Source organism: Sphingobacterium sp. xlx-130 (genome assembly GCF_011007405.1).
GTDB lineage: Bacteria > Bacteroidota > Bacteroidia > Sphingobacteriales > Sphingobacteriaceae > Sphingobacterium > Sphingobacterium luzhongxinii.
In genome coordinates, this window is the sequence record NZ_WFKN01000014.1 from 32871 (window position 1) to 58404 (window position 25534).

At 38.8% G+C, this 25534-nt stretch carries 27 protein-coding genes; 15 read left to right on the plus strand and 12 right to left on the minus strand.

The window, feature by feature from the left end:
- The first annotated feature begins 80 nt into the window (after nucleotides 1–80).
- Together G7B18_RS18595 and G7B18_RS18600 are read left to right on the plus strand one after the other, a co-directional pair.
- Entirely contained in the window at nucleotides 81–554 is a 474-nt protein-coding gene (locus G7B18_RS18595) for a DinB family protein (RefSeq protein ID WP_164123737.1), read from the plus strand.
- Between the two features lie 110 nt (nucleotides 555–664).
- The gene (locus G7B18_RS18600; protein ID WP_164123739.1) at nucleotides 665–1840 is read left to right on the plus strand and encodes an MFS transporter; all 1176 of its coding nucleotides are present in this window, start codon (nucleotides 665–667) and stop codon (nucleotides 1838–1840) included.
- Between the two features lie 5 nt (nucleotides 1841–1845).
- On the opposite strand, the gene G7B18_RS18605 is transcribed toward G7B18_RS18600, so the two are convergent.
- The 3 genes from G7B18_RS18605 to G7B18_RS18615 form a co-directional block, all read right to left on the minus strand.
- Nucleotides 1846–2583 (minus strand): class I SAM-dependent methyltransferase, encoded by a 738-nt coding sequence (locus G7B18_RS18605; RefSeq protein ID WP_164113003.1) that lies wholly within the window; start codon nucleotides 2581–2583, stop codon nucleotides 1846–1848.
- Nucleotides 2584–2725: 142 nt separating this feature from the next.
- Nucleotides 2726–3289 (minus strand): GNAT family N-acetyltransferase, encoded by a 564-nt coding sequence (locus G7B18_RS18610; protein ID WP_164113004.1) that lies wholly within the window; start codon nucleotides 3287–3289, stop codon nucleotides 2726–2728.
- 54 nt (nucleotides 3290–3343) lie between these two features.
- On the minus strand, nucleotides 3344–4315 hold the full coding sequence (locus tag G7B18_RS18615) for a helix-turn-helix transcriptional regulator (protein ID WP_164113005.1): 972 nt from the start codon (nucleotides 4313–4315) through the stop codon (nucleotides 3344–3346).
- Between the two features lie 137 nt (nucleotides 4316–4452).
- Between G7B18_RS18615 and G7B18_RS18620 the strand changes: the two genes are divergently transcribed.
- Entirely contained in the window at nucleotides 4453–4791 is a 339-nt protein-coding gene (locus G7B18_RS18620) for a Rieske (2Fe-2S) protein (protein WP_164113006.1), read from the plus strand.
- Between the two features lie 52 nt (nucleotides 4792–4843).
- Here the strand turns inward: G7B18_RS18620 and ygiD are convergent, their stop codons facing one another.
- Together ygiD and G7B18_RS18630 are read right to left on the minus strand one after the other, a co-directional pair.
- The gene (ygiD, locus tag G7B18_RS18625) at nucleotides 4844–5728 is read right to left on the minus strand and encodes a 4,5-DOPA dioxygenase extradiol (protein ID WP_164113007.1); all 885 of its coding nucleotides are present in this window, start codon (nucleotides 5726–5728) and stop codon (nucleotides 4844–4846) included.
- Between the two features lie 96 nt (nucleotides 5729–5824).
- On the minus strand, nucleotides 5825–6655 hold the full coding sequence (locus G7B18_RS18630; RefSeq protein ID WP_164113008.1) for an AraC family transcriptional regulator: 831 nt from the start codon (nucleotides 6653–6655) through the stop codon (nucleotides 5825–5827).
- A gap of 116 nt (nucleotides 6656–6771) precedes the next feature.
- On the opposite strand from G7B18_RS18630, the gene G7B18_RS18635 reads away from it, so the two are divergent.
- Nucleotides 6772–8682 carry a class II glutamine amidotransferase gene (locus G7B18_RS18635; RefSeq protein ID WP_164113009.1) on the plus strand — a complete coding sequence of 637 codons (1911 nt, stop codon included), beginning with the start codon at nucleotides 6772–6774 and terminating at the stop codon, nucleotides 8680–8682.
- 302 nt (nucleotides 8683–8984) lie between these two features.
- Here G7B18_RS18635 and G7B18_RS18640 read toward each other — a convergent pair whose 3' ends face one another.
- Entirely contained in the window at nucleotides 8985–9362 is a 378-nt protein-coding gene (locus G7B18_RS18640; protein WP_164113010.1) for a YchJ family protein, read from the minus strand.
- 11 nt (nucleotides 9363–9373) lie between these two features.
- The gene (locus tag G7B18_RS18645; RefSeq protein WP_164113011.1) at nucleotides 9374–10246 is read right to left on the minus strand and encodes a cupin-like domain-containing protein; all 873 of its coding nucleotides are present in this window, start codon (nucleotides 10244–10246) and stop codon (nucleotides 9374–9376) included.
- 120 nt (nucleotides 10247–10366) lie between these two features.
- Here G7B18_RS18645 and G7B18_RS18650 point away from each other — a divergent pair, with 120 nt between their 5' ends.
- Nucleotides 10367–10867: a lipocalin-like domain-containing protein gene (locus tag G7B18_RS18650; RefSeq protein ID WP_164113012.1), complete on the plus strand. Its 501-nt coding sequence runs from the start codon at nucleotides 10367–10369 to the stop codon at nucleotides 10865–10867.
- Nucleotides 10868–10963: 96 nt separating this feature from the next.
- Here the strand turns inward: G7B18_RS18650 and G7B18_RS18655 are convergent, their stop codons facing one another.
- From G7B18_RS18655 to G7B18_RS18670, 4 genes are all read right to left on the minus strand, one after another.
- Nucleotides 10964–11302: a DUF2853 family protein gene (locus G7B18_RS18655; protein ID WP_164113013.1), complete on the minus strand. Its 339-nt coding sequence runs from the start codon at nucleotides 11300–11302 to the stop codon at nucleotides 10964–10966.
- A 109-nt stretch (nucleotides 11303–11411) separates the two neighbouring features.
- Nucleotides 11412–12593: a Na+/H+ antiporter NhaA gene (gene nhaA / locus G7B18_RS18660; RefSeq protein ID WP_164113014.1), complete on the minus strand. Its 1182-nt coding sequence runs from the start codon at nucleotides 12591–12593 to the stop codon at nucleotides 11412–11414.
- 33 nt (nucleotides 12594–12626) lie between these two features.
- Nucleotides 12627–13931: an ABC transporter permease gene (locus G7B18_RS18665; RefSeq protein ID WP_164123741.1), complete on the minus strand. Its 1305-nt coding sequence runs from the start codon at nucleotides 13929–13931 to the stop codon at nucleotides 12627–12629.
- Nucleotides 13924–14850 (minus strand): ABC transporter ATP-binding protein, encoded by a 927-nt coding sequence (locus tag G7B18_RS18670; RefSeq protein ID WP_164123743.1) that lies wholly within the window; start codon nucleotides 14848–14850, stop codon nucleotides 13924–13926. Before G7B18_RS18670 ends, G7B18_RS18665 begins: the two co-directional genes overlap by 8 nt.
- A gap of 100 nt (nucleotides 14851–14950) precedes the next feature.
- Between G7B18_RS18670 and yihA the strand changes: the two genes are divergently transcribed.
- The 8 genes from yihA (at nucleotide 14951) to G7B18_RS18710 (ending at nucleotide 23851) form a co-directional block, all read left to right on the plus strand.
- Complete coding sequence (gene yihA / locus G7B18_RS18675; RefSeq protein WP_164113017.1) at nucleotides 14951–15565, plus strand: ribosome biogenesis GTP-binding protein YihA/YsxC; 615 nt, start codon at nucleotides 14951–14953, stop codon at nucleotides 15563–15565.
- Nucleotides 15566–15726: 161 nt separating this feature from the next.
- Nucleotides 15727–16590, plus strand: coding sequence for a UbiA-like polyprenyltransferase (locus G7B18_RS18680; protein ID WP_164113018.1), 864 nt, complete (start codon nucleotides 15727–15729; stop codon nucleotides 16588–16590).
- Nucleotides 16591–16671: 81 nt separating this feature from the next.
- Nucleotides 16672–19038 carry a type I DNA topoisomerase gene (gene topA / locus G7B18_RS18685; RefSeq protein WP_164113019.1) on the plus strand — a complete coding sequence of 789 codons (2367 nt, stop codon included), beginning with the start codon at nucleotides 16672–16674 and terminating at the stop codon, nucleotides 19036–19038.
- A gap of 3 nt (nucleotides 19039–19041) precedes the next feature.
- Entirely contained in the window at nucleotides 19042–19455 is a 414-nt protein-coding gene (locus G7B18_RS18690) for a hypothetical protein (protein WP_164113020.1), read from the plus strand.
- A gap of 7 nt (nucleotides 19456–19462) precedes the next feature.
- Nucleotides 19463–20143 (plus strand): (d)CMP kinase, encoded by a 681-nt coding sequence (cmk, locus tag G7B18_RS18695; protein ID WP_205600366.1) that lies wholly within the window; start codon nucleotides 19463–19465, stop codon nucleotides 20141–20143.
- A gap of 88 nt (nucleotides 20144–20231) precedes the next feature.
- The gene (locus G7B18_RS18700) at nucleotides 20232–21794 is read left to right on the plus strand and encodes a calcineurin-like phosphoesterase C-terminal domain-containing protein (RefSeq protein ID WP_164123745.1); all 1563 of its coding nucleotides are present in this window, start codon (nucleotides 20232–20234) and stop codon (nucleotides 21792–21794) included.
- Nucleotides 21795–22168: 374 nt separating this feature from the next.
- Entirely contained in the window at nucleotides 22169–23383 is a 1215-nt protein-coding gene (locus tag G7B18_RS18705; RefSeq protein WP_164123747.1) for a winged helix-turn-helix domain-containing protein, read from the plus strand.
- A gap of 177 nt (nucleotides 23384–23560) precedes the next feature.
- Entirely contained in the window at nucleotides 23561–23851 is a 291-nt protein-coding gene (locus tag G7B18_RS18710; RefSeq protein ID WP_164113023.1) for a hypothetical protein, read from the plus strand.
- 233 nt (nucleotides 23852–24084) lie between these two features.
- On the opposite strand, the gene G7B18_RS18715 is transcribed toward G7B18_RS18710, so the two are convergent.
- The gene (locus G7B18_RS18715; protein ID WP_164113024.1) at nucleotides 24085–24720 is read right to left on the minus strand and encodes a hypothetical protein; all 636 of its coding nucleotides are present in this window, start codon (nucleotides 24718–24720) and stop codon (nucleotides 24085–24087) included.
- Nucleotides 24721–25107: 387 nt separating this feature from the next.
- Between G7B18_RS18715 and G7B18_RS19270 the strand changes: the two genes are divergently transcribed.
- Both G7B18_RS19270 and G7B18_RS19275 read left to right on the plus strand, forming a co-directional pair.
- Nucleotides 25108–25341, plus strand: coding sequence for a GNAT family N-acetyltransferase (locus G7B18_RS19270; RefSeq protein ID WP_262886574.1), 234 nt, complete (start codon nucleotides 25108–25110; stop codon nucleotides 25339–25341).
- Nucleotides 25342–25348: 7 nt separating this feature from the next.
- Complete coding sequence (locus G7B18_RS19275) at nucleotides 25349–25528, plus strand: GNAT family N-acetyltransferase (protein ID WP_262886619.1); 180 nt, start codon at nucleotides 25349–25351, stop codon at nucleotides 25526–25528.
- Nucleotides 25529–25534: the final 6 nt, after the last annotated feature.

Sequence of the window (25534 nt, forward strand, 5' to 3'; positions counted from 1 at the left end):
GAAGCGTTTCACTTTTTACTACTGACAGCCCCTTGTCACGGACATCTATAATTTTGACTATAATTAAAATATAAAGATATATGAACACACAAGGTATTATTTCAAAGGTGGAGCTTTTAAAAAGCTGGCAGGGGCATCGTTCGTTGGCTAGACGAGTTATCGAGAAGTTTCCAGAAAAAGAATTGTTTGCGTTTTCGATCGGCGGAATGCGTCCCTTTGCGGATATGGTAAAGGAAATGTTGTCTATTGCTGTTCCGGGGTTGGAAAGCATAGTTTCGAATAAAATTGAGAAGTACGATCATAATCTACCATTAACTACCAAACAAGAGTTACTGGAACGATGGGATGCGGATACACCAAAAATAGAAGCACTGTTCAATCAGATTCCTGTAGACCGGTTTAAGGAGAACTTTAAAATTTTTGGGGAATATGAGTTTCCAATAATCGAAAATATTCAATACTTTATTGACAACGAGATTCATCACCGTGCGCAAGGCTATGTATATCTACGCGCACTAGGAATCGAACCTCCTTTTTTCTGGGAAAGATATTAAAGCGTGCCTGGAATAAGAAATAAGCGATCTCTGTAAAAGATGGTCGCTTTTCTATTTTATGTCCACAATTCATAGATGATTTTGTAAGTTCGCATACGGAAAATACTAACATGACGCAAACGGTAACGTTAAAAAATGCCACACTCTGGTTAATGACCATTGCATCCGGCTTAGTCGTAGCAAACATCTATTACAATCAACCTTTATTGATCTTAATTGCGGAAGATTTTAAGGTCGCAGAGATGGCTGTGAGTAAGATCCCGGTGATGACTCAGATAGGGTATGCTTGTGGACTATTGTTCATTGTTCCCCTGGGAGACAAGGTGTGGCGTCGAAAGCTGGTGCTGATAGATCTTTTAGCGGTTATAGCATGCTTAATCTGGATTTATTTTTCTAAGGATCTGTGGATGCTATATGTGGCCAATTTTATTCTTGGGATTGCTTCTGTAGTCCCTCAGCTTTTTGTGCCCATGGCGGCCGAGTTTTCATCTTTGGAAAAACGTTCTTCAAATATAGGTATGGTCATGTCTGGATTGCTGTTAGGCATATTACTCTCTCGTATGTTTAGTGGTATTGTTGGAGATCTCTGGGGATGGCGGATGATGTACCTGATAGCTGTAGGCTTGATGATACTTACATGGACGGGGATATATAAGCTGTTGCCTAATCCAACGCCTAATTTTAAAGGTAGTTATGCCTCGTTGCTTCGTTCTGTACTTGACATGGCTAGGAAATACCCTTTATTGCGCTTAGCTTCGTTTCGGGGAGCGATGGCCTTTGCTGGTATGTCAGCGGTCTTTACAAGTTTGGTGTTCCATTTGGAAGGCCCCCCTTTTTATGTAGGAGCGACTGTCGTTGGAAGTTTTGGACTTGTTGGCGCTGTGGGAGCATTAGCAGCCGCTTTCGTGGGAAAGGTTACAAGGAAATGGTCCAATTTTAAAATCATAACTGTAGCATTGGGGATTTTACTAAGCAGTTGGCTATTTACTTTTGGTGCTGGTCATACGTATTGGGGTTTGGTAGTCGGTATCATTTTGCTGGATCTGGGTCTACAGGCCTCGCATATTATGAATCAAACTGACTTTTTCGCATTAAACGCGAAGGCTACCAATAGATTGAATACCGTGTATATGGTTTCCTATTTTATTGGAGGATCGCTAGGTACGCTGACAGCTGCTTGGGCTTGGCAATATGGACAGTGGACCGGGGTTTGTATTGTAGGTTTTACCTTTAATATCATGGCCTTGCTAGCGCATATATTGTTTGCGAAAAAAGTAAACTTCTAGGTGTACTACTTGATTCTTCCTGCCTTGAAGATAATCGGAAAGTTGACTTTCCTGAATTCAACAGACCCCCAAGCATTACGAAGATCTATCTCGATTTGAGCTACAGGATTACTGCCATGGGCCTTTTCATAATGCTGTACCGCTGACCAAGTATTAAGATAGCCAATGAGATTTTCTATCTTCCAGAGTTTGATATTTGTAACTTCTGGTGTCTCCAGTTCACGATAGGGGAAAGGAATACTTTGGTAGCGTTCTTGAATGTACCTTCTTTCAGAATCCCAATATTGACCAATAACATTGTTGTAGAAAGACTGGACTATAGTATCGATTTCGGGAGTTATATGATTTAATTCATATCCTATTAACGCAATAATGCTATTAGGCTTGGCCACTCGCTTTACTTCATTATTGAATTTTTCTATGTCGAACCAATGTACAGCCTGTGCTACAGTAATTAAATCAAAACTATCATCAGCAAACTGCGTGTGTTCTGCTTTTTGAATAGAGTAGTGGATGTTGTCCGCTTGGTAGGCATGCTTTAGCTGCTGCGCACTTATATCAGTAGCCTCTACCAATGCGAAGTCTTTAGCAAGCTCACGAGCCACCTGACCATTGCCTGTAGCACAATCCCAAGCTCTTTCTTTTTCCCTCAAAAGCGGGTATAGAAAATCATAGATTGTTTGCGGATAGTCAGGCCTAAACTTCGCGTATTTGTCTGATATGGTAGAAAAGTTATCTTTCATGATACGATATCTTTTCTATAAATTTAGGGAAAATAATTTGGAAATTTAAGGAATTAAATTTGGTTGTATTCGAGTGCACCTGCGATAAGGAAGCTATCCTTTGGTCGTTAGCGTGAGCCGGATGAAACAATAGCTGGCGCTTTTATCGCTGCCATTCTCTTTTTAATATCGAAAAGATGTTGAGATCGAAATATTGTTGTTCATGGCGCTCTACCTGTCTTAAAATACCTTCATGTACAAAGCCTAGACGTAACGGAATAGCTGTACTTTTTGTGTTGGTTGTTGCTGTCAAGATTTCTACACGCTGAAAATTCAGTTCGTTGAATCCAATATTTAATAAAGTGACACAGGATGTTGTGATAATTCCTTGTCCTTGAGAGTTTTCGGTGAGCCAATAACCTATTGAGGCGTTGTTGTTCATCTTGTCAATCTGATGCAGGCCGATACGTCCTACTAATGTATTATTCTTAAATATGTTATAGCTTAGCTCACTACCTTGTTCACAATTTTCTTGAGATTTTTGAAGATATGTTATGCTATCAGATACGTCGTTTACATGTTTTACCCAGGGGAGAAATTGACCTAGATAAGACTTGTTGCTTTGTATCGCATGGTACAGGGCATCGGCTTGATCTGGAGAACTACTTTTTAAGGTTACATCTTCTGAGAGTTTAATTTCAGGGATCCTAGAGGTCTTGTATGCCATTGTTTTGTTTCTTATTTATCACATTTTGTAATTAAAAACGTGTTTTGTCAAAGTTTATGCTTCAATACGGGTAAGTCCGTTTTTAAGTATCGTTTTGACAGCTTCTTTGAGTACGGTGGGTTGTACAATCAAAGCGTCATCCGCATACATCATAAACCATCTGGCAAAGTAATCAAGAGGGCCTTTATACTCAAAAAACAGATCCTTGTATGGAGTTGATCGATCCTCTTCGTGCGTAAACCCGAAGTACGATTTTTGCCAATCCAGATGAGGAGCCGTGTCTTTACCCACACGTATATGTATAGAGATTGGTGTAATATTGTTCTTACGGTTGGCCATTAACTCGGCCAGACTGATATGTTCTCGTGTAAAACTAGCCGTTAAAAGCTCGATAGTAAAGATGCGATCGGCTCTAAACTGCCTATAGTCATTTCTTTTTAAGCAATAAGCCCCTACATACCAGAAGTTGTTTTCATGAAATAAACCAATAGGTTCAATCGTTCTAGCTTCAGGCTGTTTATCAATGGCACCCTGATAGGAGAGGGCTACCTGTCGTTTGTGGGCGATACTCTCAAAAAATGTCTGTAAAGCGTGGGGGACCGACTGGTTGAATGTATTGTAGCTAGACTTACTCATAATGATCTGATTCTCGATCATAGCAATGGAGTCCCTTTCATTGTGCTTTAGAACAGATCTTATTTTATACATGGCTGATTTATAATCAGACATAAGTTTTTTATCCATAAATTTTTCCATCAGCTTTTCAGCTCCTATAAAACTAATAGCCTCCTCTTTAGAAAATACGATAGGGGGCAATCGGTAACCCTCCACTATCGAATATCCACTCCCAGCTTCTCCTATGATTGGTACTCCTGCCTGCTCTAGGCTTTTTATGTCTCGATAGATAGTCCGCAGGCTAACTTCAAAACGATCAGCAAGTTCTTTGGCTTTTACCACTCTTTTGGATTGCAATTGAATAAGAATCTCTACTATCCGATCAAATCTTTTTTTTAAATCAACAGACACGCTTTCCTTTTTTTAGTTAAACTTAGAAAAAAGCTTTGTATTATTGGAGGTCAGATCTAAAAAAAGAATAAAATCTTCTACTTGATTAGGTAGATTGTTTATTCTCGTTTTGTGGATCCAATTATTAGATTTACAGTATGGCTTGGGTTGAAGTTCCAGAAAAGTATATGATAGCGGACGGAAATATCCGACAGGTGTCTGTTACTGGATTAACATTTTGTCTAGTTTTTCATGGAGGCAGCTGGGTGGCATTTTCCAAAAAATGTCCGCATGCAGGTGCTCCTCTCGAGCAGGGCTGGTGTTCGGATGGTTTTGTAGTATGTGGCTATCACAGGCAACAGTTTGACCTTAAAACAGGTAAAGGATTGATTGGTCAGGGGAATTATATCACCATTTATCCACTACAAGAACGAGAAAACAAATGGTATATAGAAGTGAAGGAAAGCTTTTTGAAACGGCTTTTTTTGGGGAGCTAAAACAAAAGTTATTTGTTCTAACTCTCCAAAAAAAGACGGATCATAGCGTACTCTAACCTATCTTAAGAGAAGTCATTGTTAGCGATCCAGCTATTGCTTGATCGTTAAAAATATGTATATCCTCATGTTTTTCCTGAAGACCTAGACCATAGAGCAGGGGCATATAGTGTTCGGGGGTGGGGATTGCTAATTGAAATTCCTTCCCCTGTTTGTCGTAATCGATCAAAGCCTGGTGATTACGATCAATAATAAATTTTTTCATCATATCGTCAGCCTGCTTGGCCCAATCAAATGCATACCCCACCGTATGAATATGTGACCAGGATACTTTAGATAGATTATGGACATTGTTTCCACTTCCTACTATCAGTACTCCTTTGTGTCTGAGTACGGATAACTCTCTGGCCAACGCATAATGAAACGAGGGAGGCTGGGTGTAGTCTATACTCATTTGGATAACAGGAACATCTGCTTTGGGGTAAAGGTGTTTTATAACGGACCATGAACCATGATCTAATCCCCATTTATCATCTAGATGCACATCTGTAGATTGAATGATGTCTTTCGTTAGTTTAGCAAGTTCTGGTGAACCTGGAGCCGGGTACTGGACATCGAAAAGCTCCTGAGGGAAGCCTCCAAAGTCGTGAATGGTCACCGGGTTTTCCATAGCGGTGACATATGTACCACGTGTTTCCCAGTGCGCGGAAATAACCAAAATAGCACGAGGACGCTCAATCGCTTTGCTGATTTGTTTGAACCCCTGAACAAATTCATTGTCCTCGATAGCATTCATCGGGCTTCCATGACCGAGAAAGAGAACGGGCATTTTACTGCTGTTGTCGAGACTGTCAACAAAACTATTAAGTGAGCTGAGTTTTAAGGCTGCTCCTGTTAGTGGTAAGATTGAGGCTGCAGTCAAAAATTGCTTTCTATTCATATCTTCCATTTCTCTTTATATTTAAATAACTATGTTACAAAAGTGCTTAATATATATAGGTCGGTGGTATAAGAATTTGGCGAAAAAGTATAGATATTAATCCATATGCTTTCTCATATCCTGTCTAAACTCGCTTGGTGTAAGTCCTGATTTTTTCTTAAAGACACTGGTAAAGTATGCTTTGTCGGTATATCCCAGTTCGAACCCTATTTCTGCAATGTTTTTTTCGGTGGTAAACAGTAAGTTTTTTGCTTCAGTTAGCTTTCGGGTTTCGATGATTTCGGAAACGGTCTGCTGTAGAATACGCTGTGTTATGGTATTTAGCGCTCGTGGAGTCATAAAAAGTTTTTCTGCATAAAAATTTACCCCTTCGGAACGTCTAAAGTTATCTTCTAGAATAGCGAGAAAGCTTTGGAAGGTAAGATTTTGGTTATTCAATTTCGATAGTTGACCTTCAGTACTTTTCTTCCGCTCGACATCAATCATGATAAAGAGGGAAGAAAGAAGATTACGGATAACACAAAGTTCAGGACTTGCCTGTTTCATTTCATCGTTCATCAAATCACAGATCTTGTCTAGACGATCTAAATATGAGTCTTGTCTTAATTGAAAATTGGCTTGATCATGGTAAGAATTGTATAGATGGAAGGTGATTTCCGGGATGAATTCACTTTTGAAGCGTATAACCCAGAAATCGCACTGTCCATTTTGAAGATCTGGCTGGACGCGATGGATTTTACCTTTTGTAACAAAGGAGATAAAAGGAGCATCCCATTCCTGCACTTCATAGTCTATAAAATGCGTTAGTTTTCCTTTTAACCCAATAATTAGTTCCTCAAAATCGTGCTTGTGAGGAACATTTATACTCCCTTTAATGTTTTCGGCTTCCTCGGTATCCACCTTGTAAATCTTGAATAACTCTTCCATAATCTAAAGATAGATTAAAGAAATAGGGTCACCTAAAAGTTTTTTACTTAAAAAAAATGCAGGGGCGCTTTAGTAAGAAATGTAATTTTTGTACCTTTGCATCATCAATTCAAGCTATGAGTGACGCTATAAAACACGAGTGCGGTATTGCACTTGTCAGACTATTAAAACCCCTCTCATATTATCAGGAAAAATATGGAACTCCTTACTACGGGATTAACAAAATGTATCTTCTTATGGAGAAGCAACATAACCGTGGACAGGATGGGGCTGGTATTGCAACAATTAAATTTGATGTAAAGCCAGGTAATCGATACATCAGCCGGTATAGGGCTATGGGTTCCACTGCTGTTGCGGACATTTTTGAGTACGTTCAGAAAAAATTCGCAGCTGTAAATAAAGCTTATCCGAAGGAGTCTAAAGATACGCAGTGGCTTAAAGACAATGTTAGTTTTACCGGTGAAGTGTTATTAGGGCATTTGCGCTATGGTACCCACGGTAAAAACAGTATTGAAAGCTGTCACCCTTTTTTACGTCAAAATAATTGGATGACCAGAAACCTAGTAGTGGCTGGAAATTTTAATATGACTAACGTGGATGAGCTTCTTCAGCAGCTTTATGATTTGGGTCAACATCCAAAGGAACAGGCAGACACGGTTACCGTGTTGGAAAAAATTGGTCACTTTTTGGATGACGAAAACCAAGAACTGTTCGATCAGTTTAAAAAGGAGGGATACTCCAATATTGAGATTTCTGCACAAATCGCAAAGAATCTCGATGTTGCTAAGATTTTAACACGTTCAGCCAAAACTTGGGATGGAGGCTATACGATTGCCGGTATTATAGGGCATGGCGATGCATTTGTAATGCGTGATCCAGCTGGAATTCGTCCTGCATTCTTTTATCAAGATGACGAAGTTTTAGTAGTAGCTTCTGAGCGTCCTGTTATTCAGACTGCTTTTAATGTTCCTTTAGAAGCGGTTCAGGAAATTAAGCCCGGTCATGCTTTAATTGCAAAGAAGGACGGAACAATTTCTCAAGAGATGTTTAGACAGCCCGTTGAGCAAAAATCTTGTTCTTTTGAACGTATCTATTTCTCTAGGGGGTCTGATGCTGATATTTACCAAGAGCGGAAATCTTTGGGGAAACTATTATGCGGGCAAGTATTGAAGTCCATTGATAATGACATCAAGAATACTGTTTTCTCATTTATTCCTAATACAGCTGAGGTATCGTACTACGGCATGATGGAAGGTATGAGTAAATATGTAAGAGATTATCAAAAAGATGTTTTACTGAATAGAGACGAAAAGATCTCCGATCAGGAACTGGATGAGATCTTAAGCATACATCCGCGCTTCGAAAAGCTGAATGTAAAGGATGCTAAACTCCGTACATTTATTACACAAGATGCTGACCGCCAGGATATGGTGCAGCATGTGTACGATACTACCTATGGCATTGTTAGAGATCATGAAGATACCATTGTAGCCATAGATGATTCTATTGTCAGAGGGACTACATTGAAGCAATCGATATTAACTATATTGGATCGTTTGCATCCTAAGAAAATCGTCATTGTTTCGTCTGCACCTCAGATACGTTATCCAGACTGTTATGGAATCGACATGTCAAGGATGGGCGAGTTTGTTGCTTTTGAAGCCGCAATTAACCTATTGAAGCGTAACGGAATGTCACATGTCATAGACGAAGTATATCAAAGATGTTTGGCATCTGTTGCTAAGCCTAAAGACGAGATTGAGAACTACGTGAAAGCAATATATGAGCCGTTTACAGACGAAGAGATTTCGGAAGAGATCGCTAGAATAGTAAGACCTCATGATCTAAATGCAGAGCTTGTCGTTATTTTCCAAACTCTTGACAACCTACACCTGGCATGTCCAAATCATAAAGGTGATTGGTATTTTTCAGGTGATTATCCAACGCCAGGAGGAAATAAAGTCGTTAATAAGGCGTTTATGAACTGGGTGGAAGGAAAGAATGTGAGAGCATATTTCAGCAGTTAGTATCAACTACTATATGATATAGATAAAGGCTAATCCAATGGATTAGCCTTTTTTGCTATATAAATGAATTACTGAATGAGGCTTAATGATATACTTAAACATGGTTTAAGTATCTTGATGGCTATATTAGTCTTCTAGAATAGCCAAGTCATCTCCATCGTACAACCACTCTGCTGTATCGAAGATTGACTCTAAATTTGTGATTTCTAAATCTTTAATCATAACACTTTGTTTTATTTAATACAAATGTACTAGGGATTTATTAGTTATGTGTTAGTGTTGTATTAATTTTATGTTAACCCTTATTGTATTAACTTACCGTCTACGTAATACCATGCTCCTTGAAGTTGTTTGAAATTTGACTTCTCGTGATGTATATGTTGTACCGGGCTTCTTAAGTCTTTGTATCGAGCTTTAAACTCGACTGTGAGCGCTGTAGATTTAACGATTTCCAGTCCTAGCCAGGTATTTTCCGAAGCCCACTTTTTAATATCTTGTTTGTTTTGAAATCGTCGTGTCGATGGATGGAAACTATTGTATAAGAAGTCAATGTTTCCAACGGCAAATGCACTGTATCGCGCGCGCATCAACATCTCTGCTGATTTAGGTATTACTATTCCATTGTGTATCCGCTCGCAGCAGTGCTCAAATATCAATGTGCTTCCACAGGGACATTCCATTGTTCGTATTGTTATTTGTTTAGATATTCTGTTAATACCATTTGACTTTTTTCGTAAGCCCGTCTTTGTTTACGTTCTACCCATTTTTCTTTTAGAATTTTACGCATTAACTTGTCGGTATATCGGATTATAAACACCTCATTCAACATCTTAAACAATCGTCGAGCACTGCTTGGAAATGAACGCAAAGTAATGGAGAATCCTGCTTCCAGATAGCGATTGAAATGCCAGTAGCCGCTTGGCATAAACAAGGCATCTCCATGTTCCATAAAGATCTCATGGCCCTGAGCGTACTTTAAAGCTGGAAATTTTTCAAAATCGGGATTTTCAAAGTCAATATTATAAACGGTGTGTACGGATAACGGTACTTTGTATAAAAATGGAGATTGATCGGGAGCGAATAGAAGTACCCTTTTCTTTCCTTCAAACTGAAAATGGAGCAAATCTCCCAAATCTACATCATAGTGCATGAGTACTCGCGCTTCGCTTCCACCAAAAAATAGTGTAGGAATACGTTTAAAATATTTGAACCCTAGATCGGGATAGGTAAAGTTTTTTAGAAGTTCAGGGAGATGATCGGTGATGATATAGAAAAAAATCCTAAGATCCGATGGTTGGTTTTTGATAAGCGTAATGTAATCTTTAAAACGCATATGGGTAACAGGTTCGTCTGTCGCTTTATTTGGGTCGGCAGGTTTGTTGTCGTATAGCCCAACTTCTTGCTCCCCAACTTTGTCATATATGTAATTTAAGTTCCATTTATCAAAATCCTTCCATTTTTGTGCAAATCCCTTTATGAGTACTGGTCTTTGGGGTTGGAAATACTTTGTTAAAAACTCCTCTTTGGATATATCTTGAACTGTATCTACTTCGGATAGAATCATATGCTTTAATGCTTAAGCATAAAAGTAATAAATATTTAATTTTTTTATGACATAAATACAACTTAGTGGGCAAACTATTCCTTGGCTTTCTTCGTTGTTGTATAAAACAACCTCAACAAAATGACATCAATTAAAAATGAAATAATAGGAACGTGGGAATTACTGTCCTATATCGAAGTTCCAGTAGATGGCGTAGACTCTTTTTTCCCTTTCGGAAAATCTCCAAAAGGGCTACTGTTATATAGTCCCGATGGCTATATGGCCGTACAGATTTCAGGGTCTGATGCAATAAAGTACATTTCGGAGGATAGGATGCAAGCCTCGTTCGACGAATTGGATCGACGTGTGCGGGGATATATCGCATTTAGTGGGAGGTATACGGTCGACAATAGAAATGCACATGTAGTATATGATATTACAAATTCCCTTTTTCCGAATTGGGAGGATAGCCAACAGATTCGAAAATTGGATTTCGAGGGAGATGTCCTTTTCCAAAAATCCTTAGAACCTATATGTTCCGGTGGGCAGATTGTTCATGCTTATATGACCTGGAAACGAATAGGGAGGGCTGTTGATTTTGCTGAATTTGGTGAAGATGCTGTAACTAATTTCCTGAGTTAAGCTAGATCGGAGTAGAAAAGACATGTACTGAAGAAAAACCTTTAGCACATGTCTTTTTTTTGTTGATGATCCACCGGCTGGCAGATCAGGGTAGTTTTATTTATAGATAGATTCCTTTTTGAATTTTTTGACCAATAGTGCATATACGATTGCTCTATATTTATTTTTGTTGGATTTTCCTACCGCTTCGATAACCTCTTCGATAGCGGCATCCAGTTTAGCATCATCTTTTAATCCCAACTTTTTGATCAAGAAATTATTTTTTAAACGATCCAATTCCGCCTTATCCGATGCAGCGATAGTTTCTGCGTCTGCCTTATAGATAGATGGTCCTAGCCCTTTGGCCACAGACGCGATGAGGTCTGCATCAATATCAAGATTTAGTTTTTTTGCTTCGGCAACGTATGCTGCTACTTTTTCATCTAATTTACTCATTGTTGTTTCTGTTTATTTAATACGAATGATTAATAGTACTTTAAATTTAATCAATATTATTTTATAAAAACAAGACAGGGATGAATATAATTTCGAACGTAGATGAATTTTACGATAGTCTCTTCATTTTTCTGTTTAGCATCGCGAGGTAACTATAGCCAAGTATACCCGCTGCGCAAGAAGTCAATAATACAGCCAATTTAGCCTCTTCGATATGTAGCATATCGTTAAAGGAAAGCATGGCGACAAATATGGACATGGTAAATCCGATACCTCCAAGAATTCCGACTCCAAACATGTGTTTCCAGCCTGCATGTTCTGGCAGAGTGGATATCCCTAGCTTTACACACACCCAACATGTAAAGAGTATACCGACTGACTTTCCGACCAACAGGCCCAAGATAATACCCATTCCCATGGGGGATGCCAACCCATGGATCATTTCAGCATGTAGTACGATAGCGGTATTGGCAAATGCGAATAGCGGTATAATAATAAAATTTACCGGTTTTGACAGTAAATGCTCGAGATATTCCAGAGGCGATTCTTTGTCATCCGGTGTGGTCGGGATAGTCATCGCGGTCAAAACTCCTGCTATAGTAGCATGAATCCCTGAATGATGGATAAAGTACCACATAAATATACCTGGCACGATATAAAATAATAGATTGCGAATGCCGATTTTATTGAAAACCAATTGCAATATAACAAGTCCGATAGCCAATAATAGATAAGTATAATGAAGAGTCCCTGAGTAAAATAGTGCAATAACCAATATAGCTAATAAATCATCGACGATAGCCAGTGCTGCTAGAAATATTTTCAGACTGGCGGGAACTTTATTTCCCAGTAATGAAATTACAGCAAGGGCAAACGCAATGTCTGTAGCCATAGGTATGCCCCAACCATGCACAGTGGGTTGATCATGGTTAAACAAGGTGTACAAAGCAGCGGGCAAAAGAGCCCCACCGATAGCAGCAAAGATTGGCAATGCAGCTTTCTTGGGGGATGCAAGTTCGCCTTCAACCAATTCCCGCTTTATTTCTAAACCAACGAGTAAAAAGAAAAAGGCCATTAGGCCGTCGTCAATCCATTGCTTGATAGAATACTTTAAATGAATTGTGTCGCTCTCATAACCTATAGTGGTTGATAGTAGGTTGGTAAGAGATTCTCCGTAAGAGGAATTGGCAATAACTAAGGCAAGTATGACACATATAAACAGGAGAATACCACCGCCTGAACTAGATTCGAAAAAATTTCTAAATGATCGGAGGTTAATGAGTTTAGACATCTTATACTGAAATTTGATTTTCGACAAAGATAATTAACTTTTGTATCTAAACCATTTCACTATTTCTTTATAACTGGCCTTCTTTCCATACATTAATATGCCGATACGATAGATACGTGCTGCGATCCAGGTCGTCAAAACGAACCCACCCACCAAAAGTAACGCCGAAATGACAATCTGCCAAGTCGGTACACCAAACGGAATGCGTACCAGCATAGCAATTGGAGATGTGAAAGGGATGAAGCTCAGCCATGTGGCTACCGTACCGTGCGGATCGTTCATCAGGACTCCGAAGGATAGTGCATAGGTAAGGAGTAAAGGCATGGTTATAGGCATGGTAAATTGGGAGGCTTCTGTCTCACTATCTACCGCAGAGCCTACGGCAGCAAACAGTGCGCTGTATATTAAATAGCCTCCTAAAAAAAATATAAAGAAGCAAATAATAATTTCAGGAAAATTGATGGATTGCACCACAGCCCAAGTCTCTGGAGATAGCATGGCTCCGTCAGATTCTACCATCTTATTCCCAACAACCTGATTACTTAATTCGGTTTTTGACACAAAGAAAGTAGAGGCAACGCCGGCTAACATAAATGACAACAATATCCATAATACAAACTGTGTGAGCCCGACAAGACCTATACCAATGATCTTGCCCATCATTAACTGAAATGGCTTTACAGATGAGATAATGACTTCAATAATTCTACTGCTTTTTTCTTCGATGATACCTCGCATAACCTGTGATCCATAAAGAAATAGGGATATGTACACGAGTATGGAGAGCGCAAGAGCTATACCCATAGCGACTTCTGTATTACTATTTTTTGCCTCTCCATCTTCTGTGATTTCTTTAGCAGTAATACTGACACTTGTATTAATCTTGTTCAAGCTATCTATATTGATGCCCAATTTTTGATACTTATAATCCCGGACAATGTCACTCAAATTGGCGCGGATATCGTTTTGGATGCCTACATTGGGCTTGCTGGGCGCCATGAAATCAACTTTAAGATTACTTATGAAATCTTTTGGTATTACCAGAATACTGGTGTTGTTATCGGCATCTTTTATTGCAGATAATTGAGTCTGCAAATCTTTATTACTATGGATATAGGTTATATTATTGGATGATTTGAGTTTGCCTGCAATACTTCCTTCTTGGTCTACGATATATACAGTAGCATGATTTTCTTCAAAGCTCTTTTTGGTAAGAAAAATGATCCCTACATACATTCCGATAAAAAACAGAGGTACTAAGAAGGTCGTAAGTAAAAAGGAACGCTTTCTAACGCGTGTCAGGTATTCTCTTTGTATAATTAGAACAATCTTATGCATGGTTTAGTGGGGTTTGGGAGACTTTCTCAATGAATATATCGTGGATAGAAGGAATGATTTCCTTAACCTGTATTATTTGGATGCTATCCAACAGATAGCGTATACCGTCATTTAATGTGACACCATCAATTAGTTTTACTTTCAATTGAACCTCATCGTGTTGTACAGTCTGCGAGATGATATCGAATAATTCTGTTTGTTGCAGTATGTGTTCAGGTATATCAGGTAGTTTATAATCAATTAAATAGGTGCTGTTGTTGTATTGTTTCTTAATTTCTTTGACAGCGCCATCTAGTATTTTTTTCGATTTGTGGATTAACGCGATGTTGTCGCAAAGCTCTTCAACAGTTTCCATACGGTGCGTAGAGTAAATTATTGTAGCTCCAGCTTTGTTCAGTTCGAGAATTTCATCTTGGATGATTTGCGCATTGACTGGATCAAAACCTGAAAAAGGTTCATCAAGGATAATGAGTTTTGGTTGGTGCAATACGGTGGCGACAAATTGAACTTTTTGCTGCATACCTTTACTCAGATCTTCTATTCGCTTGTCCCACCAGCTTCCGATGTCTAATTTTTCAAACCAATAGTTTAATCGTTGTCTGGCCTCTAAGCGACTGAGTCCTTTGAGTTGTGCCAGATAAACCATTTGTTCACCTACTTTCATTTTCTTATACAAGCCACGTTCTTCAGGAAGATAGCCGATTTGGGCAATATGTTCACTGGACAGTGGGCTTCCATCGAATAATATTTCACCCGAGTCTGGAGCAGTAATTTGATTTATAATGCGTATTAATGAGGTTTTTCCGGCACCATTAGGGCCCAATAGTCCAAATATTTTTCCTTCGGGTATATAGAGTGAAACATCATCCAAAGCCCGATGATTTGCATATTGTTTTACAATATTCTTAATTTCTAACATATAGGTTTTTATGAGAGACTAAAATAGTAAAATTATCAGAGGTTTTTGAATCAACTTAAAAGCCTTTTTAATTTTTGTTAAATTAATTCTACCTTTGTCTATGCTTATCAAATCCGCTGAATTTGTATGTAGTAATACACAAGTCGACAAATTACCTGATCCTACATTACCAGAATATGCGTTTATTGGACGTTCTAATGTTGGTAAATCTTCGTTGATCAATGCTTTGACGAATAAGAAAGGACTGGCAAAGACATCCCAAAGACCCGGAAAGACACAACTTATAAATCATTTTATAATTAATGATACTTGGTATCTGGTGGATTTACCTGGCTATGGATATGCGCAGACTTCTAAAAAGAATAGAGCCGATTGGGAAAAATTTATTAGAAAGTATTTGTTGAGTAGGGAAAGCCTACAATGTATTTTCGTTCTGATCGATAGTCGTCTAGAACCTCAAAAAATAGATTTGGACTTTTGTTGTTGGCTTGGAGAGAGAGGCCTACCTTTTATGTTGATCTTTACTAAAGCAGATAAACAGTCAATAGTAAAGTCTGATCAAAACATGGCCAAGTTTAAGCGGGCACTTCTCAAATGGTTTGAAGAGGTTCCTACGAGGTTTTTGACATCTGCTGAAGATAAGATGGGGCTGGAGCCAATTTTAGAAAAGATTGATGCGATAAATCAAGAATTTACGGTACCTCCTGTTTCCTAGTTATGAAATATCCATGTAGTACCGGCTACACAAACACGAATGACCGCGAAGCAGCATGCACAGCATTTCGCAACTAAAACGTGCATAATATAGTTTGGATATTCCCTATGACAGATAAAAATCAAACCGAGTTTGCGAGCTCATGAAATAATTATACACATATGAAAAAATATATGTCGTTGGTGCTTTTTGCGCATAGCATCTTTGCACTTCCTTTTGCAGTTATTGGTTTTTTTTTAGCGGTATCGACTACAGTATATAATTTTGAGTGGAAGCTGTTCTTTCTGATGCTGTTATGTATGGTTACAGCACGTAATGCTGCCATGGCATTCAATAGATATTTAGATAGAGATGTAGATGCGCTCAACCCGAGAACAGCTGTACGTGATATTCCGGCCGGCAAAATCAGTCCCTCTGCAGCTTTAACATTCACAGTTGTTAATTGTATAGTTTTTGTAGTTGCTACCTACTTTATTAATCCGATGTGTTTGTTATTATCGCCGATTGCGTTGTTTGTCGTTTTGTTCTATTCTTATATGAAACGCATCTCGCCGCTTTGTCATTTTGTTTTAGGGTTAGGTTTGGGACTTGCTCCCGTGGGCGCTTATCTTGCCGTAACAGGCCAGTTTGATTTAGTACCTATATGGTATGGTTTAGCAGTGCTAACCTGGGTCAGTGGGTTTGATATTATTTATGCATTACAAGATGAGGATTTTGACCGTAAGCACAAGTTGCAATCCATACCGGCCAATTTTGGGGCAAAGAATGCGTTAAGAATCTCCGAAATATTACACCTGTTATCATTTGTTTTCGTGCTACTTCCTGCGTTATTTATCCAAGTAGGGATTCTTTATTACATTGGAGTGGCATTTTATGGCGCATTGTTGGTTTATCAGCATCGAATAGTGAGTCCTACCGATTTGTCGCGGGTGGACAGAGCATTTATGACGACAAATGGGATTGCTTCTGTTGTTTTTGCTTGTTTTTATCTCTTGGATGTTTTGTCAGGGCATTGGATGATATAACGAAGTTTTACAATATTATTGGTAAAAATAATTGTCATTCCATTTTGAAATAGTAATATTTGCAGAAATCTTATAAAGTTAATGGCTAAAAATTTATTGATAGTAGAGTCGCCAGCAAAGGCTAAAACGATAGAAGGATATTTAGGAAGTGATTTTCTGGTAAAGTCTAGTTACGGACATATCCGTGATTTGGTGAAGACGGATGACGCTATCGATACCGATAATAAGTTTGAACAAAAATATGAAGTTCCTGCCGATAAAAAGGCTGTTGTCAGCGAGTTGAAGAAATTAGCAAAGACTGCAGAAACAGTATGGTTAGCGTCCGATGAGGACCGCGAGGGAGAGGCCATTTCATGGCATTTGTTCGAAACATTAGGGCTCAAGGAAGATGCGACCAAGCGTATCGTATTTCATGAAATTACAAAACCAGCCATATTAAGCGCTATTGAAAACCCACGAAAAATAGACTATAACCTAGTATATGCCCAACAAGCACGTAGGGTACTTGATAGACTTGTGGGGTTTGAATTGTCTCCTGTGCTTTGGAGAAAGGTAAAACCATCACTTTCTGCTGGACGTGTACAGTCAGTGGCTGTACGTGTTATTGTAGAGCGTGAACGCGAAATAAATAAATTTAATGCGGAAGCAGCTTTTAAAATTGTCGCTATTTTTTATACAGGCAAGGGGAAGGAGTTTTTCAAAGCCGAGCTACCACAACGTTTTGATAAAAAAGAAGATGCGAAGTTGTTTTTAAATGACTGCATGAAAGCTGATTTTTCGATTGCATCATTAGAGAAAAAGCCTGCCCGAAGAAATCCAGCTGCACCTTTTACAACTTCGACGTTGCAACAGGAGGCTAGCCGTAAGTTAGGTTTTTCAGTTGCTAGGACTATGCAGGTCGCGCAGCGGCTGTATGAAGCTGGACGGATCACTTATATGCGTACCGATTCGGTTAATTTATCAGATACCGCAATTCAAGCGGCCGAAAATGAGATTGTAAATGCTTATGGGGAGAAGTACCACAAGCTAAGGAAATATAAAACAAAAGCCGCAGGAGCACAGGAAGCACACGAAGCTATACGGCCGACTTACTTTTCAGAACACTCTATCGACGGGGATGCTTCCGAGCGACGTTTATACGAGTTGATCTGGAAGCGCGCTATTGCTTCGCAAATGAGTGAAGCAGAGTTTGAAAAGACTGTGGCCAAGATTGATATTTCTACACGGAAAGAGGAATTGACCGCAACCGGTGAAATCATGCGATTCGACGGCTTCTTGAAGGTGTATATGGAGTCTACGGACGAGGAAAATGATGTGGTTGCGGATGGGGATGCGGACAATGCATTGTTACCACCTTTAGAGCAGGGGCAAGTGTTAACGCTCAACGAGATGACGGCCACTGAACGATTCTCTCGTCCTCCTGCCCGTTATACAGAGGCTTCTTTGGTAAAGAAATTGGAGGAGTTGGGGATCGGAAGACCTTCTACATATGCACCGACTATTTCTACTATTCAAAATCGTGGTTACGTAATTAAGGAGGATCGTGATGGTAAGCCGCGTGATTACAACGTACTTCGATTGGTCGGAACTGAGATTAGTGAAGTATTAAAGACCGAAATGACAGGAGTAGAGCGTAATAAGCTTTTTCCTACAGACATAGGTGTATTAGTTAACGACTTTTTAGTAGAACATTTTAAAGGTATTGTGGACTTTAACTTTACGGCTCGTGTTGAGAAAGAATTCGATGAGATCGCTCAGGGCAGTAAGGAGTGGACCGATATGCTAGAAGCGTTTTATCGTCCTTTTCATCATGAGGTAGAGGATACGTTGGAAAATGCCGAAAGAGCGACCAACGAGCGGGAGCTCGGTACTGATCCAGAAACAGGAAAGCCTGTTAGTGTACGTGTAGGCCGTTTCGGACCATTGGTTCAGATCGGAACAGCCGATGACGAGGAAAAGCCACGCTTTGCATCTTTACGCAAGGGACAGATGATCGAAACGATAACTTTTGAAGAAGCAATGGAGTTATTTAAGCTTCCTAAAAAGGTGGGTCAATTTGAAGAAAAGGAAATGACGGTCGCTATAGGACGTTTTGGACCTTACATCAAGCATGAGTCTGCATTTTACTCCTTACCCAAAGGAGTAGATCCTTTAGACGTGACCGAAGAGCAGGCTATAGCAATTATTAAAGAGAAAAGACAGAAAGATATTGAAAAAGTAATACGCGTCTTTGACGAAAATCCAAAAGCCCAGATTGAAAATGGACGATGGGGCCCATTTATTCGATTGGAAAAACAGAATATCAAAATTCCTAAAGGGACAGACGTATCAGCAATCACTTATGAGGATGTTTTAAAATGGGCAGCAGAAGACCCTAAAGCTGGTAAAACTGTAAAAAAAATAACAAAGAAACCTGCAACGAAGAAAGCCGCAACAAAAAAGAAGTAGCAGATGAAGAAAGATTTGCCGATTAATATTGTAGAAGACATTTCTATAGCCGTTGTACTCGAAAGCGATTCTCCTACCCAAAAATCATGGAATGTGTATTTGGTGAATGAGAAGGAACTACCGTTAAGAAATGTCTTTGTGACTTCTAAGGGCTATGGTCTGAAAGATGAAAGAGAAGTAAAGACAACCACTTTACGTCATTTTATTGGAGATGTAGCTGCAAATAGTTCAATTCGTATAGAAGCGATAGATCAGCAGGTTTTTGGCCTGACCAATGAATATTGGCTAAGTTATTATATTGATGATACTATCTATGATAAAAAATATATTTTTTTACCTGAAAGCATAGTTGACGAAAATCTATCCAAGGTTCCTTTGGTTAATAAGCCAGGAGTTTTAATAGGAGGAAATTCGTAATCACATTATGGCAAGAAAAAATTTTATTATAGCGATAGATGGCTTCTCCTCATGTGGCAAGAGCACTATTGCAAAAGCTTTAGCAAAAAAACTGAATTTTGTTTTCGTGGATAGCGGAGCCATGTACAGAGCAGTGACTTTATATTTCTTACGTAACACGATTGATTATACTGATCACGACGCCGTTGTGACTGCTTTAGAAGATATTCATATTGACTTTGTACCTAATACCGACAAAGTGCAGATTTTTCTTAATAATGAAGATGTTTCCGAAGATATCCGGAAGATGGAGATATCGGACAATGTCAGTGAGGTGAGTGCGATAAAAGAGGTACGTCAGGCGATGGTGTCTCAACAGCAGAAACTGGGGCAGAAGCGTAATATTGTGATGGACGGGCGTGATATCGGTACTACTGTATTCCCAGACGCAGATCTCAAGATCTTTATGACAGCCGATCCAAACGTGCGGGCAGAGAGACGCTATGCCGAATTGACAGCGAAAGGAGAACAGGTAACTATGGAAGAGGTAAAAGCTAACTTAGCTCATAGAGACCATATCGACAGCACACGTACCGAGAGCCCCTTAAGACAAGCCGAAGATGCTGTGGTATTAGATAATTCCGACTTGAATCAGAGCCAACAATTGGAGTTTGTGGTCGACTTGTATACCAAGCTAAGCAATAGATAGCCCGCATTGTTTGTTTTTAACATTTACTTAATAGTATCTTAAATTGCAATTCGTTTCTTAAGCGTATTTTTGAGAAACGAATTATTATATGAACATTAAGTATTTATTAGCTGGAGTATTGCTTTGTACAGGAATCGTGCAGGCGCAAGAAGTGGTAAAAGGAACCGTCTTTGTTGATGCCAATAAAAATGGCAAACGCGAAAAGAGTGAAGTCGGAGTGGGAGGTGTTAGCGTTAGTAACGGTAGAGATGTTGTACAGACCGATAGCAAAGGTAATTATAGCCTTCCGGTAAAAAATGATAACATAATCTTTGTGATCAAACCCAAAGATTACGTCTTTCCTCAAGATAAGCAGCATCGTCCCCTTTTTTACTATATACATAAACCTTTTGGATCTCCAAAGTTAAAACACACAACAGCTGAAGCCACAGGTCAGCTACCTAAGTCTTTGAACTTTCCGGTGTATGCACAGCAAGAGCCTACAGATTTCAAAGCATTGGTCTTTGGTGACCCACAGGCATATACCAAAGAGGAACTTGAATTTTTCAAAAAAGGTATCGTCGATGATATAGTAAACAAAGAGCGATTTTTGTTTGGAGTCAGTTTAGGCGATCTTGTTGGAGATGATTTAACGCTTCACGAGCCTTATAAAGAGACAATTGCAGGTATGGGATTACCATGGTACAATGTAATGGGCAATCACGATATGAATTATGATGTAGTCGCAGATTCATTATCAGATGAAAGTTTCGAGTTGAACTTTGGTCCCAATAACTATTCGTTTAATTACGGCAATGCGCACTTTATTATTTTAGATAATATCATCTATCCCAATCCGCGTAGTGGAAAAGGCTATCTTGGAGGTTTTCGCAAAGATCAACTCGACTTTGTAGAGAATGATTTAAGGTATGTACCAAAAGAAAAGCTTATTGTTTTAGCTTTTCATATTCCGTTAGTTCACAAAAACTCGGACGTATTTCGTAATGAAGATAGACAACGTCTTTTTGATCTCTTAAAGGACTTCCCTAATACCGTTTCCCTTTCCGCACATACACATTATCAACAACAGAACTTTTATGGGAAATCTGAAGGTTGGCATCAGACGAAGCCACACCATGAGTATAACGTGGGTACTACATCAGGCGATTGGTACTCTGGGCAGATGAACCATCAAGGGGTACCGGCATCTACCATGCGAGATGGTACACCTAAAGGGTATGCGATTATGAATATTAGCGATAACTCTTATGCTTTTGATTATAAAGTAGCTGGTCATAATAGCGAATATCAGATTAATCTAATAGCTCCAAGTGCCGTTAAAAGTAAACATGCAAGACGATATAAAGTATATGCAAACTTTTTTATGGGACGCACGGAAGATGTAGTGGAGTATAGTCTGGATGGTAAAGATTGGAAAGCAATGAATCGTGTGGAGACGACAGATCCAAGTTACCAATATGATGTCTTGAAATTTGATAACGCAACAGCGCTTATTGAAGGACGTAGACCTTCCGATGCTGTAAATTCAACACATCTTTGGGAAATGAAATTACCCAATTTAAAAGCCGGCACACATACTGTTGAAGTTCGGGTTACCGATATGTATGGAGTAGAGCACCGAGCGGTCAAAAAGATCGAAGTTTTGAATTAATAACAAACGGATTACTTGAGATTATAAGCCGTATTTCGTTAAGAAATACGGCTTTCTTCTATTCCAGCCGCTTCATTAAAGTTGACTTTTTGCAACTTTCAGCATTTTCTCCGCTTTCAGTTTTATCTCTTTGGGCAAAGCTCTAAAATTTGTATCCTCTACTTCACGGTATTCTTCGTTTTGGAGTAGTAAATTATTTTTTACCCCTTCTATTTTATTTTTAAGTCAGGGGGTAAAAGAAGCATTGAGGACTCTTGTCATAGGGTTGTCGTAGGCATATTGTACTTTTGTGATAGAAAATGATAAAAGAAGACACTATAGCGGTAAAACTAGTTTTTAGGTAAAAAGTCAGTTTTAATAATTCACAAAGAACATTGACAATACAGGAGTTACAACGGATTACGTTATCCAGTCAGGGATTACTGTCCAAATCACCATTCGGAACAGGGAAAAATGCCGTGCTCAGTACATTGGAACAGCTTGGTTATTTACAAATTGATACTTTATCGATTGTTGAAAGAGCACATCACCACGTACTCTGGACAAGAGTTCCGGACTACGCTACCATCTATTTGGATGAACTGGTGAAAGAACGTAAAGTATTTGAATATTGGTTTCATGCCGCATCTTATCTTCCTATAAAGGACTTCCGATTTGTATTACCCCAGATGTCAAAGGTCAGACACAACGAGTCTCATTATTACAATGCAGACTCTAGAGTGATGAAGTATGTTATAGATACTATTCGTTCTGAAGGGCCGAAAAAAACAAGAGACTTTAAAAGCGTAGCCAAAAAGGGAGGAAGTTGGTGGGAATGGAAACCAGCTAAAGTTGCTTTAGAGCGTCTTTTCTTACAGGGCGATTTGCTGATTTCAGAACGTAATGGCATGCAAAAGACATACGATATCCCTGAGAGAGTGTTACCTCATGATATTGATTTGACCGTACCTACTCCCGTCGAGTTTGCCTCGTATTTAGTAAATACATACTTGAAGGCCTATGGATGGACGACTGTCAGACAAATAACTCATCTTAAAGCAGGCGAAGCGATAAGAAAAAATGTAAGAGAAATTTTAAATACTATGCTTGAAGATCGAGTAATAGAAAAAATCAATATTGAAGGTTTCCCTTCTATTTTTGTATTAAATGATTTAATGGAGAAGCGAGCATGTAAGAATTTTTTGGAAATTAAGCTGTTATCCCCCTTCGATAATTCTATTATACACCGTGACCGGGTTAAGCAATTTTTCGATTTTGATTATCGTATCGAATGTTATACACCAAAGGAGAAAAGACAGTACGGGTATTTTTGCCTACCGATCCTATTTAGCTGCACATTTTTAGGTAGAGTAGATTGCAAAGCGCACCGAAAAGAAAGGAAGCTTGAAATTATACACCTTCATATTGAAAATTCGCAAATAGATTTTGAATTATGGGGTAAGTCTTTTGCCGAACGGATGAAACAATTTGCAGTCTTCAATGGCTGTACATTCGTGACGTTATCAAAGGTAAGTCCTGAAAATATGACGAGCGCTGTAAAGCATTTAGTACAGATAAACAACGATAGATCTGGACTCTCGCATCGATAGCTGAAGCCAAGTTTCTCGACTATCTCACCATGAAGAATTCCTTGTTGATCGTTGTGACAATAACAAGTGCGTTCATGCAGGGTAGTTAATATACAGACGGTTAGAAAAAAAAATATTTTGATACTAATCATTTATTCAGTTACTTTGTGAATCAAAGTACTTTTAATTACGTTTGACATGACCATAATAAACAACAGAGTAAAAATGGGTGCAGTTGGAATAGCAGCCATTTTGTCGATTCCCTTGATCGCTATGCAATTTTCATCCGAAGTCAAGTGGACGTTTTCAGATTTCATAATAGCGGCTTTTTTATTGACGGTGACAGGTCTGTTTTGCGAGTTGCTGATTCGGCTTGTCAGCAAAAGGTATTTGCGGTACGGGTTAATTTTTCTTGCAATACTGATACTTGCAGTTGTTTGGGCAGAGTTGGCTGTGGGTGTTTTTGGGAGTCCTTTTGCAGGAAGCTAGTGCATGATGGCAAGAGCTTCCTGCATGTATTGATAGGCGAGAAGAAGGGGGACGATATGCTTCATGAACTTGTCATGTAAACCATACGTCGGTACGACCGGGTTGATAGTTTTATAGAAGAACAATTGAGCCAGTTTTCGAAACCAAAGTTGAAAGCACTTTTAGCTTGTATCCCTCAGATAGCTAAATTGTGGGATGCATGATAGCCTTCTCTCTTGTCAAATGGAGATTTTTTAATTAGTTGATAGTACGTTGTCTTTTTTCAATTGATCGATGATTGCTTTCTTATATCCTTTTAAAAAACTATCCAATGAGCTAGGATTGTATGTTTCAGATTGTGTAGACCAGATTAGCTTATTCGTTCTCACGTCATATAGATTGGCTTCGAGGTAGTAGGTCTTATCTGTAGTATAGTATCCGTCATTATAGTTGCCATACCAAAAGTCATAATAACCTCCAAATGTGCCGTAGTATCCAAATCTGGTTACAGGATAGATACTGGTATTGGGCACATATCGACTTTCTGAAGTTTGGTCCAATAAGGCAATAGTCAAGATGGCGTCACTATTTGTTTCCGCAATTCTTCTCAGCGCCAGATCTGATTTCTTTGTTCCCGTTTTATTAAAATCTGGAGGAAACACTTCGATGCTTTTTACGGTATTTGTTCCAAGCATCTGTATTGCGTTCGCTATTTCGTCCTCTACCTTCTGACGTGCCGGTACGTTTTCAGTCAACGCTGCGACAAAAACCTTTTTGTACTTTGTGTCGCCTACAGCGGGAGCCTTCCAAGCCCCGGTGATGATACTTGAAGAGGCACATTGGCAAAATAGAAGCAATGTGATGCAAGCCTGATAAAATAATGTTTTCATAATACAATTTTTAATTTAATGATTTGTTTTTATCATGTACCCAATATCAAATCAATTGGATTTCAATAGTATAAACAGATATTATGATCAGTTGTTTTTGATATTTGATTACTCCATTTGATCAGAGAATCTTGTACGATTGTGATAGAACGGAAAAAAGGAGTATTTATTTGGATAGAGAGTCTTTAGGACTCTTGATGCCATGAAACAGAAAATTGCAGAATGATCAATAAAGAGAATAAATGTATTCGTAAGTTTGATTTAGCATCATTTTGGAAATGAAGTGCTGGCTGCCTCTCGGTCCAATCGAAAAATCAAAGTGGATCGACTCAGTATACACGGTTTGAAATCATATAAAGTCAATACAAATGCAATACATAAGAGAACATGGTAAAATATTTAGAAGAGGGTTTTTCTGCTGAAAAGCTGACTGAAGAATTGAACGATGAAGACTCAGGGTTTTATTTTGCCGTCGAAGATGAAAACGTTATTGGTTATTTGAAACTAAATTTTGGAACTTCACAAACAGAATTGAAAGACAGTAGTAGTAGCTTAGAAATAGAACGTATTTACGTGCTTCAAAACTACCACGGTAAGAAAGTAGGACAGATTCCTGTATGATAAAGCAATAGATGTAGCTAAAGAAAAGAGGGTCAGCTATGTCTGGCTGGGTGTTTCGGAGGAAAATCCACGAGCCATCCGATTCTATCAAAGAAATGGATTTGTAGAGTTTGATAAGCATATTTTCGTAATAGCCGAAGACGAGCAGACTGATATAATGATGAAAAAAGAGATGATTACTTTATAAAGTATT

What these genes read in the sequence shown, in the direction of transcription:
- G7B18_RS18595 (WP_164123737.1), top strand. Translation starts at nt 81, where the DNA reads ATGAACACACAAGGTATTATTTCAAAGGTGGAGCTTTTAAAAAGCTGG.
- G7B18_RS18600 (WP_164123739.1), top strand. Translation starts at nt 665, where the DNA reads ATGACGCAAACGGTAACGTTAAAAAATGCCACACTCTGGTTAATGACC.
- G7B18_RS18605 (WP_164113003.1), bottom strand. Translation starts at nt 2,583, where the DNA reads ATGAAAGATAACTTTTCTACCATATCAGACAAATACGCGAAGTTTAGG.
- G7B18_RS18610 (WP_164113004.1), bottom strand. Translation starts at nt 3,289, where the DNA reads ATGGCATACAAGACCTCTAGGATCCCTGAAATTAAACTCTCAGAAGAT.
- G7B18_RS18620 (WP_164113006.1), top strand. Translation starts at nt 4,453, where the DNA reads ATGGCTTGGGTTGAAGTTCCAGAAAAGTATATGATAGCGGACGGAAAT.
- ygiD (WP_164113007.1), bottom strand. Translation starts at nt 5,728, where the DNA reads ATGAATAGAAAGCAATTTTTGACTGCAGCCTCAATCTTACCACTAACA.
- G7B18_RS18630 (WP_164113008.1), bottom strand. Translation starts at nt 6,655, where the DNA reads ATGGAAGAGTTATTCAAGATTTACAAGGTGGATACCGAGGAAGCCGAA.
- G7B18_RS18635 (WP_164113009.1), top strand. Translation starts at nt 6,772, where the DNA reads ATGAGTGACGCTATAAAACACGAGTGCGGTATTGCACTTGTCAGACTA.
- G7B18_RS18640 (WP_164113010.1), bottom strand. Translation starts at nt 9,362, where the DNA reads ATGGAATGTCCCTGTGGAAGCACATTGATATTTGAGCACTGCTGCGAG.
- G7B18_RS18645 (WP_164113011.1), bottom strand. Translation starts at nt 10,246, where the DNA reads ATGATTCTATCCGAAGTAGATACAGTTCAAGATATATCCAAAGAGGAG.
- G7B18_RS18650 (WP_164113012.1), top strand. Translation starts at nt 10,367, where the DNA reads ATGACATCAATTAAAAATGAAATAATAGGAACGTGGGAATTACTGTCC.
- G7B18_RS18655 (WP_164113013.1), bottom strand. Translation starts at nt 11,302, where the DNA reads ATGAGTAAATTAGATGAAAAAGTAGCAGCATACGTTGCCGAAGCAAAA.
- nhaA (WP_164113014.1), bottom strand. Translation starts at nt 12,593, where the DNA reads ATGTCTAAACTCATTAACCTCCGATCATTTAGAAATTTTTTCGAATCT.
- G7B18_RS18665 (WP_164123741.1), bottom strand. Translation starts at nt 13,931, where the DNA reads ATGCATAAGATTGTTCTAATTATACAAAGAGAATACCTGACACGCGTT.
- G7B18_RS18670 (WP_164123743.1), bottom strand. Translation starts at nt 14,850, where the DNA reads ATGTTAGAAATTAAGAATATTGTAAAACAATATGCAAATCATCGGGCT.
- yihA (WP_164113017.1), top strand. Translation starts at nt 14,951, where the DNA reads ATGCTTATCAAATCCGCTGAATTTGTATGTAGTAATACACAAGTCGAC.
- G7B18_RS18680 (WP_164113018.1), top strand. Translation starts at nt 15,727, where the DNA reads ATGAAAAAATATATGTCGTTGGTGCTTTTTGCGCATAGCATCTTTGCA.
- topA (WP_164113019.1), top strand. Translation starts at nt 16,672, where the DNA reads ATGGCTAAAAATTTATTGATAGTAGAGTCGCCAGCAAAGGCTAAAACG.
- G7B18_RS18690 (WP_164113020.1), top strand. Translation starts at nt 19,042, where the DNA reads ATGAAGAAAGATTTGCCGATTAATATTGTAGAAGACATTTCTATAGCC.
- cmk (WP_205600366.1), top strand. Translation starts at nt 19,463, where the DNA reads ATGGCAAGAAAAAATTTTATTATAGCGATAGATGGCTTCTCCTCATGT.
- G7B18_RS18700 (WP_164123745.1), top strand. Translation starts at nt 20,232, where the DNA reads ATGAACATTAAGTATTTATTAGCTGGAGTATTGCTTTGTACAGGAATC.
- G7B18_RS18710 (WP_164113023.1), top strand. Translation starts at nt 23,561, where the DNA reads ATGACCATAATAAACAACAGAGTAAAAATGGGTGCAGTTGGAATAGCA.
- G7B18_RS18715 (WP_164113024.1), bottom strand. Translation starts at nt 24,720, where the DNA reads ATGAAAACATTATTTTATCAGGCTTGCATCACATTGCTTCTATTTTGC.
- G7B18_RS19270 (WP_262886574.1), top strand. Translation starts at nt 25,108, where the DNA reads ATGGTAAAATATTTAGAAGAGGGTTTTTCTGCTGAAAAGCTGACTGAA.